This window comes from Sutcliffiella tianshenii, from assembly GCF_016908565.1.
Classification (GTDB): Bacteria; Bacillota; Bacilli; order Bacillales; family Bacillaceae_I; genus Sutcliffiella_A; species Sutcliffiella_A tianshenii.
This window is the reverse complement of sequence record NZ_JAFBED010000001.1, coordinates 45,613-58,947: the sequence shown is the minus strand read 5'-3', so window position 1 is coordinate 58,947 and position 13,335 is coordinate 45,613. Positions and strand designations below refer to the sequence as shown.

The 13,335-nt window shown below is 46.3% G+C and carries 7 protein-coding genes; all 7 read left to right on the top strand.

Annotated features, from left to right (window positions below):
• Positions 1-29: 29 nt before the first annotated feature.
• The 7 genes from JOC95_RS21595 to JOC95_RS00260 all read left to right on the top strand — a co-directional run bounded on the left by JOC95_RS21595 (position 30) and on the right by JOC95_RS00260 (position 13,188).
• On the top strand, positions 30-908 hold the full coding sequence (locus JOC95_RS21595; RefSeq protein WP_204412378.1) for an ABC transporter permease subunit: 879 nt from the start codon (positions 30-32) through the stop codon (positions 906-908).
• Positions 909-923: 15 nt separating this feature from the next.
• Complete coding sequence (locus tag JOC95_RS00285; RefSeq protein ID WP_204412376.1) at positions 924-2,945, top strand: YIP1 family protein; 2,022 nt, start codon at positions 924-926, stop codon at positions 2,943-2,945.
• Positions 2,938-5,196, top strand: a complete 2,259-nt coding sequence (locus tag JOC95_RS00280) for a DUF5696 domain-containing protein (protein WP_204412374.1) — start codon at positions 2,938-2,940, stop codon at positions 5,194-5,196. The genes JOC95_RS00285 and JOC95_RS00280 overlap by 8 nt, the downstream gene beginning before the upstream one ends.
• 2 nt (positions 5,197-5,198) lie before the next feature.
• Positions 5,199-6,062, top strand: coding sequence for a carbohydrate ABC transporter permease (locus tag JOC95_RS00275; protein ID WP_204412372.1), 864 nt, complete (start codon positions 5,199-5,201; stop codon positions 6,060-6,062).
• Positions 6,063-6,076: 14 nt separating this feature from the next.
• Entirely contained in the window at positions 6,077-7,033 is a 957-nt protein-coding gene (locus tag JOC95_RS00270) for a carbohydrate ABC transporter permease (RefSeq protein WP_204412370.1), read from the top strand.
• 630 nt (positions 7,034-7,663) lie between these two features.
• The gene (gene bglX / locus JOC95_RS00265) at positions 7,664-9,823 is read left to right on the top strand and encodes a beta-glucosidase BglX (protein ID WP_204412368.1); all 2,160 of its coding nucleotides are present in this window, start codon (positions 7,664-7,666) and stop codon (positions 9,821-9,823) included.
• A 23-nt stretch (positions 9,824-9,846) separates the two neighbouring features.
• The gene (locus JOC95_RS00260; protein ID WP_204412367.1) at positions 9,847-13,188 is read left to right on the top strand and encodes a GH36-type glycosyl hydrolase domain-containing protein; all 3,342 of its coding nucleotides are present in this window, start codon (positions 9,847-9,849) and stop codon (positions 13,186-13,188) included.
• Positions 13,189-13,335: the final 147 nt, after the last annotated feature.

Sequence of the window (13,335 nt, the reverse complement as noted above, 5' to 3'; positions counted from 1 at the left end):
TAATCTTCAATATGTAAGGAGTGAACGATGTGTCGGCATTTCATGGAACGAAAATAAATCCAGACCGGTTTCACCGGAGTCAGTTAAAGTTCTATCTTTTTCTCATTCCTCTTGCCGTTTTTATGGCAATGCCCATAGTGTTTGTCTTTTCTCACGCATTTAAGCCGATAGACGAGCTCTTTGCCTATCCGCCCCGATTTTTCGTGGAAAAGCCAACATTTCAAAACTTTATCGACTTGATGAATAATACGAGTGCATCGGGTGTCCCGATGTCCCGTTACCTTTTTAATAGTATTGCCATTACGCTGATTGTGGTGTTCTTGACTGTTTTGATCAGTACGATGGCAGGATATGCATTATCGAAAAAACGCTTCAAATTGAAGAAGACGATTTTCGAAATCAATACACTGGCCTTGATGTTCGTATCAGCGGCAGTAGTCATCCCGAGATATTTGCTGATTGAAAAAGTGGGATTGCTCGATACCTTCGTGGTACACATCTTTCCACTGATTGCCATGCCGATCGGGCTGTTCCTTGTAAAGCAGTTCATCGATCAGATACCGAACGAGCTGATTGAAGCGGCCCAGATGGATGGTGCAACTGACTTCCAGATTTTCCGCAAGATCATCATTCCGCTCGTGAAACCGGCCATTGCCACTATCGCAATCCTGTCGTTTCAGGTGGTATGGAACAATACAGAAACATCCGAGCTATTCGTAAACAATGAAAACTTGAAAACATTCGCCTTTTATATGTCCACCCTCTCATCCGCGACTACAGGAAATACGGTAGCCGGTCAAGGGATGGCAGCGGCGGCATCACTGATCATGTTTATTCCGAACTTGATCATCTTCATCATCTTACAAAGCCAGGTAATGAACACGATGGCGCATTCAGGTATCAAGTAAAGGGGAGGAAAGAAAATGAAGCAAATCTTCATCGGCTTACTATGTGTTTGGCTACTGATACTCTTTCCAGCACAATCCTCTGCTGCGCTTTCTGTTCCTTACAAAACGGAGACGGTTTCATCCGAGGGGGATATAATCGAAACGCAGACAGCCTATATCCCTGTCAGTCTCTTTGGGAGTAACAGTGAGATTGTTAATCCAGAAGATGTTTACATTGATGAAAATAACAATGTGTATGTAGCGGATTCAGGAACGAAAAAGGTCACAAAATTCGATGAAAACGGCAAAAAGCTGTTAGAGGTCGGAGCAGGCCAATTGGCACAGCCGACTGGCGTTTATGTTGACCACAATCAGGAAATCTATGTAGCGGATTATAAGAATGAAAAGGTATTCCGCTATTCGCAGGAAGGCGAGATGATCCAGGAGTATGGTAGACCTGACTCTCCCTTGTTTGGGACAAGATCACCATTTAAGCCGCAAAAAGTGACCGTGGATAAGCGCGGTAACCTCTACATCATCGGGGAAGGCTCCAATAATGGTATCATCCAGATCGGACAGGACGGCACATTCCTTGGATTCTTCGGGGTGAACCGGACACAATCGTCCCTCATGTCTGTCGTACAGGAAGCACTAACGACAGAAGGTCAAAAATCAAGGATGTTCCTAAAGGTACCACCGGCGCCGACCAATATCGCCATCGATGAAAAAGGGCTGGTATTCACCGTCACTGCCGGTACAAAATTTGAAGTGATACGAAAGCTCAATATTGCCGGGAGCAACATACTCCCATCTGACATCTCGGATACTACCAATCTGAGGGATATAACTGTAGGTCCGCTCGGGAACTTCTTTGTTCTTGAAAACAATGGCCGCATCTATGAATATGACAGCTATGGAAATCTTCTTTTCATTTTCGGAGGCAAGGATGACGGGACAAACCGTCTTGGCCTGTTCAAGGATCCAACAGGGATAAGCGTGGATAATCTTGGCCGGCTTCTTGTAACAGATCGTGAAAGAGGAACCATCCAGATGCTTGAACCTACCGCATTCGCGGAAATGATGCATGGCGGGATCTCCTTATATGCAGAAGGGCTCTATGTAGAAAGTGGAAAGTACTGGAGCGAGGTCCTTCGCTTGAACTCGTCCATCGGCCTTGCCCACTTTGCAATGGGGGAAGCCTACTACAAGCAACAGCAATATGAAGAAGCATTGGAATCTTTCAAGATTGTCAACAGCAAGGAAGGATACTCCAATTCCTTCTGGGAGATACGAAACATCTGGATGCAGGAGCACTTAAGCAAGGTATTTGCAGTCATCATCGGCTTATTCGCCATCCGCGCTTCTGTCCTGTATGTGGATAAAAAGAAAGGCATTCTCAAAGAACCACGGAAAAGATGGAAGAGGATCAAAGCAAAGACCTTGGTCTCAGAGCTCTTATTCCTTGTGAACTTCCTGAAAAAACCGGTGGACAGCTTCTATTATGTAAAGCGTGTCAGAAAGGTATCCCTGGTTTCCGCCACCATTCTTTACCTGGTTCTATTCCTGGAATATCTCATCATGAAATATTTCACAGGCTTTATATTCAGAGGGTCTAACGCAGACCAAATCAATTTTGCATTCGAACTTGTGACACTCTTCCTGCCGATCCTGTTGTTTATCGTATCCAACTATCTCGTAAGTACGATCAGTGACGGAGAGGGAAGATTCCGGGACATCTACATAGGAACCATCTATAGCTTGGCTCCTTATCTGATGTTCATCATCCCAGTCACGATATTATCCAATGCATTGACGTTGAATGAGGCATTCCTATATACCTTCTCGATGCAGGTCATGATAGGCTGGTCGCTCGTCATCCTGTTCATCATGGTAAAAGAGATACATGCCTATGAATTCTTTGAAACAGTAAGAAACATCCTGATCACGATATTCTGCATGATCATCATCGTGCTCGTGTGCTTTATCATTTATGTATTAATGGATCAAGTAGTAGACTTTGTCACAGCGATCATTCAGGAGGTGATTCTCCGTGTATAAAAAGATTATCCTGTTCCTTCTGATTGCCATGCTTCCCGTCCATGTTATTGCGGATTCCCTCAAAGACAAGGACGAGCTGGAAGAGATTGAGGTGGAATCGGAGCTTGGGGAAGAGACCCTGCGATTTGATTCCAATCAATTCACGCAAACAGAAAAGGAAAACAAGCCACTTCCGGAAGGTTCCTTGGAAGGCTTTGAAAAGGTTACGGAAAACGAAGAGCTTGCTCTTTACGTAAACAGGGCATCCCTCGCCATCAAGATCCAGAACAAGAGCACGGGATATATCTGGAACTCCGGATTGGATCAGCCTGAAAACTATCGACTGAACAATACATGGACAGAAATGGTCCAATCGGCCATCACGATCGATTACCTGGACCGCAAAGGAAACGTGAAAACGGAAAGTATCCTGACGTCCGAATCGGAATCTGAAATTACGATGGAAGAAAACGGCTTTAAGGCTGATATCGAATTCAAGAATTCCAGTATCGATGTCCAGCTGAAGGTGAGCCTTGAAGAAGACGATGTCGTCATCCATGTTCCCGATGCAGGGATCAAAGATGGAAAATACAACAAGATCGTTTCCATGAAGGTATACCCTTTCCTTGGAGCGGCCAATGAGGACGACATCAGCGGCTACCTGTTCATCCCTGATGGCAGCGGCGCTTTGATGAGATTTGAAAAAAGCCCGTTCCGTTCCGACACTCCTTTCGTTGGAAACATCTATGGAACAGATGAAGGCTTCACCCGTAACATAGCTTCCCAGGATGACTATACTTATCCGACACAGGAAATTTCAGTTCCAGTCTATGGTGCAGTTCATGGTGTGAAGCAAAATGGATTCATCACCGCCATTGAAGAGGGGCAAAGCTATGGAAGCATCCTTGCTTACCCTTCCGGCGCATCCACCGACTTTTTCTGGGTAACCTCCCAGTATCAGTACCGCTTCAGCTACTATCAGCCTACAAGTAAAAGCATGGGTGGCTTCAATGTCTATCAGGAGGAAAAAAACTCCTTTGACATCAAGCAACGTGTCATGATCCTTGAGGATGAAGAAGCAGACTACGTAGGAATGGCCAAACGCTACCAGGAACGCTTGGTGGAGACTGAAAGCCTTGAAAAAGAAGAGGATGCAGTCGATGTCCGCCTTGAATTCCTGGGGGGAGAGACAAAAAAAGGCCTGCTATGGGATACGGTACTTCCTATGACAAAAGTGAATGAGATTCCAGGTTATGTGGAAGAGCTTCAGAAAAATGAAGTAGACAACATGCATGTCGTCTACCGCGGCTATACAAAAGGCGGTCTGACAGGCACCCTGCCTGAGAAGTTCCCGCTTGAAGGCAAGCTTGGTAGCGATGCCGACTATGAGGAAACGATGAAAAAATTGAAGGATAAAGATATTCCTTTCTATTTCTACACAGATTTTACAAAAGCCTATGAAGGTGCATCAGGTTTCTCCGGAAGCAAGGATGTCGCGAAAAAGAAAAATGCGCAGCCGATGACACAGAGAGAGTACGGCAAAATGAGCTACTATCTCAGTCCGGAGAAGACATTGGAAATCGCCAAAAAGGATCAAAAAGATTTCAAGGAGCATGGTGTGTCAAACCTGGCAGTAGATACGACAGGCTATACACTTTTCTCTGATTACAACAAAGGGATGAAGAGCACGAGAAGTGAGATGATCGAGACATATCAAGAAACCTTCGGGCTATATCAGGAGCAAATGGGAGGATTATCCTTCTATAAGCCGAACGATTATGCCTGGGGATACATGGACAAATACCTTGATATGCCGATGTATTCGTCCAGCTATATGTTTGTGACAGATACGGTGCCATTCCTGCAAATCGTCCTGAAGGGTTACAAGCCATACTATGCCAGCTTCTCGAACTTCTCGCATAACCCGACAGAGGAAGTGCTGAGAATGATTGAATTCGGTGCTTATCCATCTTTCTATCTGACGACGGAATCCTCCCAGGAGCTTTTGAAAACTCCATCAAGAGGTCTATACACTTCCGAGTTTGATGTCTGGAAGGAACAAGTCATCGCTCAATACAAGGCAGTGAAGGAAAGCCTTGGGGAAGTTGAAAACATGACCATCACCGATCGCATTGTCCACAAAAAGGGAGTGGTCGAAGTGGTGTATGAAAACGGCGTATCCATCATTGTCAATTACACTGAAGCACCATTCAGCGTACAAGGTGTGGAAGTGGAAGCAACATCATTTGAAGTAGTAGAGGGGGGAAGATAAGCATGAAGCAGATGTCCATGAAATCAAAGAATACACTAACAGGCTTAATGTTTATCTCACCATGGATTTTAGGATTCCTGATTTTCACAGCGGTTCCCCTTTTCTACTCGCTGTTTCTAAGCTTTCAGCAAGTAAAAATCACCACACAGGGAATCCAGACGAAATTTGTGAAATTCGACAACTTTCAATATGCCTTCACAGTGGATGCCGTGTTTACCCAAAAGCTTCTGACTTTCTTACAGGAGCTGGTCCTGTCGGTGCCGATCATCATCGTATTCTCGTTGATCATCGCGCTATTGCTCAACCAGCCGATCAAGTTCAGGAACTTTTTCAGAACGATCTTTTTCCTGCCAGTCATCATTGCGAGTGGACCGGTAATCAATGAACTGATCGCCCAGGGAGTGACGAGCATACCATCCATCAAGGAATACGCGATCTTTGAATCGATGCTTTCCTCAGAAGGATTTTTCAGTACCGTCCTCCTGTACCTGATGGATAACCTGATCATCATCCTTTGGTTCTCAGGCGTACAGTTCCTGATATTCCTGGCTGCACTGCAAAAAATCGACCAACAGGTATATGAAGCGGCTAAAATTGATGGCGCGTCAAACTGGGAGTGCTTCTGGAAGGTTACCCTGCCAAGCATCTTCCCGATGATCGTCGTCAATACCGTCTATACAATTGTAATGTTTTCCATCTTTTCTCTTAATCCGGTCATTGAACATATCCAGACAAATATGTTCCAGATTGACACTGGCTTCGGCTATGCCTCCGCCTTGTCTTGGATCTACTTCCTGCTCATTGCGGCAGCACTTGCCATTTCAGTAGGTCTTCTGACATTCAGAGGGAAGAAAAAATATGCATAGAGGAGGGAAGATCTATGGCAAGCTGGCTATCAACTAATCGAAAAAAAAGCATCCATCCATATGCAACGAAGCTGAAGAAAATGACTTTCGGAGTCAAAGGGAATGACGGATTTCTGTACAAGCTTTTCATCTACGGCCTTTTGGTCGGGATCGGATTCGTTTACCTGTATCCGCTCTTGTACATGACATCCTATAGCTTGAAGAGCCTGGATGACATCCTGAATCCTTTGGTGAACTGGTTGCCGACACAATTATATCTTGATAATTATGAAGCGGCCTATTCTGTACTGAAGTTCATTCCGACCTTGCTTGAAACCTTATATGTCACAGCGATTCCGGCCATTGTACAAACAGCGGTCTGTGCCGTGATCGGCTATGGCTTTGCCCGCTTTGACTTTCCATTCAAGCGTACGATGTTTGTCCTGGTCCTATCTACATTCATCATTCCGCCTCAAGTGACAGTCATCCCTCGTTATGTATTTTTTAACGAGCTCGGGATATTGGGGAGCATCCAGTCGTTCCTATTCCCTGCACTGCTTGGGCAGGGAATAAACAGTGCCATTTTCATTCTGATATTCTATCAATTCTTTAAAATGCTGCCAAAGGCTCTGGAAGAGGCTGCCCAGCTTGATGGAGCAGGCTTTCTGCGCATCTTTTTCACCATTGCGCTTCCAATGGCCGGACCGGCAATCATCATTTCATTCCTTTTCTCCTTTGTATGGTATTGGAATGAGACGTACCTAGCTTCGATCTATTTCGGAAATGCCTTGACGACCTTGCCGCTCGAGCTGCAGAAGTTCGTTGCCACCTACCAGCAGATGTTCCCTCAGGAAGGGGATTCCTCTGAGATCAATGAGGGCATCAAAATGGCCGGAACCGTCATGACGATCCTGCCTATGCTGCTCGTCTACCTGGTCACACAACGATGGTTCGTCGAAGGCGTGGACCGTTCTGGTATTGCTGGGGAATAGATTTTGATGCTTTGAACTCCCTGTTGATTTCCGTTCCAGGCATTCGCTTTCCGCGGGGCGGCCTCGGGAGCCTCCTCGGCGCTATTGCGCCTGCGGGGTCTCCCTTGACACGCTGCTCCCGCAGGAGTCTCATGCCTTGCACTCCAATCAACAGGGGCAACAAGTAACGCATAACGTCTTCACTGAATTTTCATTTTCATAGCGTAAATCTTTTGCAAGAAAATCATTGCCACAGGTTTTTATTGATTTCAAGGCCGCTAGCTGTTGATTGGAGCAATAGGCGAAGACTCCTCGAAAATGCGAGCATTTTCTTCGTGCGATGTATCGCTGCCGAAGCCTTCCTTGTCCTGCGGGAGAAGCGGAGTAGGGGAGACCCCGCAGGCGCAAGCCGAGGAGGCTCCGCACCCGCCCGCGGAAAGCGCAGCCTAGTGCGGAAATCAACAGCGGTGTTTAAAACCTTCGTAAAATCATACATGAAACAAACCGAGAGCTCAATCTAATTGGGCACTTTATAGCTTTTTATAGAAACGTTTCGACAAAATAACAGGAATTTACACAATTCATCTTAATAAATATAGGTTTATATGAATAAAAACGTTTCAGTACATGTAAGCCAAGGAGGGAACCATAATGGGGAAAGACGTAAAAGCTCTTTTAGAACAAATGACACTGGATGAAAAAATAGCACAGCTGTTGCAATTGGCTACTTTTTTCTACAAAGGTGCTGCCGGAGAAGGCGAAATTACCGGTCCGATGGCCGATATGGGAATAGATGAGGACGTTGTAACAAATACCGGCTCCGTATTGGGGGCATCAGGTGCAAAAGAAGTACAGAACATCCAGAAAGAGCATTTGGCAGAAAATCGATTAGGGATCCCTTTGCTTATCATGGCTGACATCGTTCACGGATTTAAAACGATTTTCCCGGTACCACTCGCAATCGGGTGTTCCTGGAACATGGAGCTGGCTGAAAAGAGCGCGGAAATAGCGGCAAAGGAAGCAGCAGTTTCAGGTATCCATGTGACATTCGCCCCGATGGTGGATCTTGTCCGTGACCCGCGCTGGGGACGGGTGATGGAATCCACTGGTGAGGATCCTTATCTGAACAGTGAATTTGCAAGGGCGTTCGTACGAGGCTTCCAAGGTGAGGACCTGACAAACGACCTTAACCGTGTCGCTGCTTGCGTCAAGCATTTCGCTGCTTATGGTGCTGCGGAAGGCGGCCGTGACTATAACACCGTCAACATGTCCGAAAGACAGCTTCGTGAATCCTACCTGCCAGCATACAAGGCTGCGTTGGATGAAGGCTGTGAAATGGTCATGACGGCATTCAATACAGTGGACGGCATTCCTGCTACAGGAAACAAAAAGCTGATGAAAGACCTTCTTCGCGATGAGTGGGGCTTTGATGGTGTCATCATTTCCGACTGGGGCGCAGTGAAGGAGCAGATCTTCCACGGTGTGGCAGCAGACGAAAAAGAATGTGCACAAAAGTCGATTGAGGCTGGTGTTGATATCGAAATGATGACATCCTGCTATCCGAAGCATTTGAAGGAGCTTGTGGAAAGCGGCGAAGTAAACGAGGAAACGATCAACGAATCGGTACTTCGCATCCTGACATTAAAAGAAAAGCTTGGACTTTTTGAAAACCCATATCGCGGTGCATCAGAAGAGCTGGAGGCGGAAGTCATCCTGTCAGAGGAGCATCGTAAAGTATCAAGGGAACTTGCGACAAAATCTTGTGTTCTATTAAAAAATGAAAATGTCCTGCCACTTCAAAAGGAGCAGAAAATAGCATTGATCGGACCGTTTGCGTCAAGCGGGGATATCATGGGTGCATGGTCCTGGCATGGCAGACAGGAGGATGCGGTACAGCTCCAGGCTGCTTTCAAAACGAAAATGGATGCCTCCAATTTAACGTTTGCAAAAGGCTCCGACATTGAAACGATTACAGAAGAGCAGATTCAGGAAGCAGTTAGTGCTGCTGAGGGTGCAGATGTGATCGTACTTGCTGTCGGGGAGAGAGCGGATATGAGCGGAGAGGCCAAGTGCCGCGCTGACATTCGCCTGCCGCAGGCACAGCTTGAACTGATCGCCAGAATGAAAGAATTGCAGAAACCGATCGTTACTGTACTTTTCAACGGAAGACCACTTGATCTTCACGGTGTAATCGATAGAGTGGATGCATTGCTTGAAGCTTGGTATCCGGGAACAGAGGGCGGTGCAGCCGTTGCAGACCTGCTGTTCGGTGATGCAAACCCATCCGGAAAGCTAACGATGAGCTTCCCTTATTCTGTGGGACAAGTTCCTGTCTATTACAACCACTTCAATACAGGAAGACCGAACAGACCGGATGCGCCTGATCACTACGTATCCAAGTACCTGGATATACCGAATGAGCCGCTTCTTCCATTTGGCTATGGATTAAGCTACACGAGCTTTACTTACAGTGAGATGAACCTTTCTAGTAAAACATTGACACCAAGTGAGGAAATCACTGCGTCCATCCAAGTGACAAACTCTGGCGAAATGGCCGGCGAGGAGATTGTCCAATTCTATGTCCGCGATATTGCCGGTGAGATTGTCCGTCCTTTAAAGGAATTAAAAGGCTACAAAAAGGTTTGGCTCGAGCCGGGTGAAACGAAGGAAGTAAGCTTCACGATTACAGAGGAAGCCTTGCGCTACTTCCATTCCAACCTGGAATTTACGAGCGACAATGGAGAATTCCATGCCATGATCGGACCGAACAGCACGGAGCTCACGCTTCTTTCATTCAGATTAGAGAAATAGAAGGATTATAAGGAGGACTTTCCATGCACACAAAAACAAGAAATGACGCTAAAATCAATATTGAAGCAGGAAACTACCGCTTTACGTTTTTAAACAGCGGCGATATCTTCGAGGCTACCCATAAGGAAATCATGATCAACCAGTGGATGTCCAACCCGGTGGATGGGGCGCTCAACAATCTCTATCTCCGATTGCATCAGGAGGATGGGATTAAAGCATTCCCTCTTTTAGGTGTTAAATCTACAAGCAAGGTGAGCTATTCCGCATCCCATGTGGTATGGGAAGGCAGCATCGAGAATGTGAGCTACAAGGTGATTTTCCACTTATCCGATAAAGGCATCTGGTTCTGGGACGTGACTTTGGAAGGTGAAAATCAGGCAGTCGACCTAGTTTATGGGCAGGATGTAGGAATCGGCAGCAAAGGCTTGATCCGTTCCAATGAATCTTATCTATCACAATATATAGACCATAAAGTGTTCAACGATGAGAGCAAAGGCTATGTTGTATGCTCCCGCCAGAACCAGCCGCAGCCGGGAGGCTTCCCTTATCTGCAGCAGGGTTCTCTTACAAAAGCGATTGGCTATTCAACGGACGGCTTCCAATTCTTTGGACTTTCCTATAAAGAAACGGACAAGCCAGAGATCTTATCACAAGCATCTCTTCCAAACGAAGTATATCAATACGAATTCGCCTACACAGGATTACAATCCGAAAAGGTGACACTGGCAGGCAGCAAGAGATTTGTGTTCTACGGTCTGTTCAAGGAAAATCAGGCGGAGGCTGTAACCTCATTGGAGTTTACAGAAGAAGTGGAACAGGCTTGGCAGGAGATCAGTGTGCCAGCTGGACTGCAGTCTTTTGAAAAGGTAAGCATACTCCCTTCAATCGGAGATACGCTTTCTGGAGCTTCTTTAACAAAAGAGGAAGTGGACGCACTTTACCCTGTCCGCCATCAGGAGGAATGGGAAGGAAATACATTGCTTTCTTTCTTCACGGAAACGCATGAGCATGTGGTGCTCAAAGAGAAGGAACAGTATGTGGAACGCCCGCATGGCCACATCATCATGTCTGGTAACAACGATAAAATGACAGATAACGTGATCACTTCCACATCGTATATGTACGGTATTTTCAACTCCCAGCTTGTTGTCGGGAACACGAGCTTCAACAAGATGATGACCAATGCACGAAATGCCCTGAACGTCATGAAAACATCCGGTCAGCGCATCTATGTGGAGGTGGAAGGCAGCTATAAGCTGTTGACCATGCCATCCGCATTTGAAATCGGCTTCAACTATGCACGCTGGTTCTACAAGACAGCGGATGATACGATTGTCATCACGAACTATACAGTGGTAGATTCACCTGAAGTCCATATGACCTTCCGTTCCGAAAAAGGAAAAGAATACCGCTATCTTGTAACAAATCAGATCAGCATGAACAATAATGAGCTTGATAGAGAGTTCGGCATGCAAGTTGATGGAAAGACACTATCCTTCCATGCGGCTGAAGGGTCTGATTCGATCCATACGTATCCGGACCTTGCTTACAAGCTGACGATCGATGGTACTGACTTTACGGTGGAGAACGAGAGCAAGCTTGCTCAAAATGTCGCACCAAATTCAGCTTCCCTTGTAGTGCTTGAGCTTGGGGCAGCTTCCGAGTGGAATATGACCGTTCAAGGACTGCTTTACGGAGAAGAGCTGCCATTGGTTCAACGTGAGGTTTCAACGGAAATCGACCGTTATCGTGAATTTTTCGGAAATGTCATGAACGGCTTTAAGCTTTCCCAGAATGGCGAAGCAACAGAAGAGCTGGAAAAAGTGAATGCATTGGCATGGTGGTACACCCACAATATGCTTGTCCATTACTCAGTACCACATGGCCTTGAGCAGTATGGCGGGGCAGCTTGGGGTACCCGTGACGTGTGCCAGGGGCCGACGGAATACTTCATGGCTACACAGAAATATGACAGCGTGAAGGAAATCATCAAGAAGGTCTACTCCCATCAATATGAGGATACAGGAAACTGGCCGCAATGGTTCATGTTCGATAAATACTTCCGCATCCAGCATGATGAAAGCCATGGCGATATCATCGTCTGGCCGTTGAAAGTCTTAAGTGACTATCTGACGATCACGAAGGACTATAGCATTTTGCAGGAACAGGTTCCTTACACGATCCGTAAGGCTTACCAGTTCACTGAAAATACTGCAACTGTTTATGAGCATGCGAAGAAAGAAATCCAGTTCATCAAGGACAACTTCCTTCATGATACGTATCTTTCTTCTTACGGTGATGGAGACTGGGATGATACGCTTCAACCAGCCAACGCACAATTGAAACAGTACATGGTGAGCAGCTGGACCGTTTCTTTGACCTACCAGGTGCTGAACACATTATCCAAGGCATTGGAAGAAGTGGATCAGACAGAAGCTGCCGAACTAAAAGGCTTAGCGGAAGGGATCGAAAAGGACTTCAACCAATATATGCTTGGCAATGATGTGATTCCAGGTTTCGTCTACATGGAAGAGCCAGGAAAGCCTGAATTGATGGTACATCCACAGGATACGAAAACGGGGATTCACTACCGCCTATTACCGATGACACGCAGCATGATCAGTGAACTGTTGACACCAGAGCAAGCGGAAGCACACTACAGTGTCATCAAGGAAAAACTGTTCTGCCCTGATGGAGTAAGACTGATGAACCGCCCGGCAAACTACGCAGGCGGAGTGAGCACCCACTTCAAACGTGCCGAGCAGGCAGCAAACTTCGGCCGTGAAATCGGATTGCAATACGTACACGCCCATATTCGTTTCGTGGAAGCGATGGCGAAGCTTGGTAAAACGGATGAAGCATGGAACGGCTTGAATGTCATCAACCCGATCGGCATCCAGAATGCTGTGCCAAATGCGGAACGCCGTCAAAGCAACGCATACTTCAGCTCCTCAGACGGACAATTCAATACGCGCTACGAAGCACAAGAAGGCTTTGATAAGCTTCGCGACGGTTCGGTGAAGGTGAAAGGCGGATGGAGAATCTACTCTTCCGGCCCAGGAATCTACATGAACCAGCTTATCTCCAACTGCCTGGGCATCCGCCAGCACGGAGGCGACCTTGTCATCGACCCGGTCCTTCCTGAAAAGCTGGACGGTTTGAACTTCGAATTCAAGGTGAATGGTCATGACGTAAACTTCGTCTACCACCTGAACCAGGATGAGAAAAAGGTATTGGTGAACGGCCAGGCTGTCGAAGCGGCTCCGCTATCCAACAGATATCGTGAAGGAGGGTTTACAATAGGTAAATCTGTGCTTGCGAATGTGTTGGTGGATGGAAAGAACGTTGTAGAGGTATATATTTAATATTCAAAGGCTGACCCGCATATTTTATGGCGGAGTCAGCCTTTTTTTTTGATTATATGAAATCTAGAAAGGACAGAGCAGATTTACGCTAAAAGAATTGTAACCGATTTCAAGGTGAAGTATAATTGGAATATCGAAACGTATCGA

Bases quoted from the DNA above. Each gene is read 5' to 3' on its own strand.
- JOC95_RS00285 (WP_204412376.1), top strand. From the start codon at position 924: ATGAAGCAAATCTTCATCGGCTTACTATGTGTTTGGCTACTGATACTC.
- JOC95_RS00275 (WP_204412372.1), top strand. From the start codon at position 5,199: ATGAAGCAGATGTCCATGAAATCAAAGAATACACTAACAGGCTTAATG.
- JOC95_RS00270 (WP_204412370.1), top strand. From the start codon at position 6,077: ATGGCAAGCTGGCTATCAACTAATCGAAAAAAAAGCATCCATCCATAT.
- bglX (WP_204412368.1), top strand. From the start codon at position 7,664: ATGGGGAAAGACGTAAAAGCTCTTTTAGAACAAATGACACTGGATGAA.
- JOC95_RS00260 (WP_204412367.1), top strand. From the start codon at position 9,847: ATGCACACAAAAACAAGAAATGACGCTAAAATCAATATTGAAGCAGGA.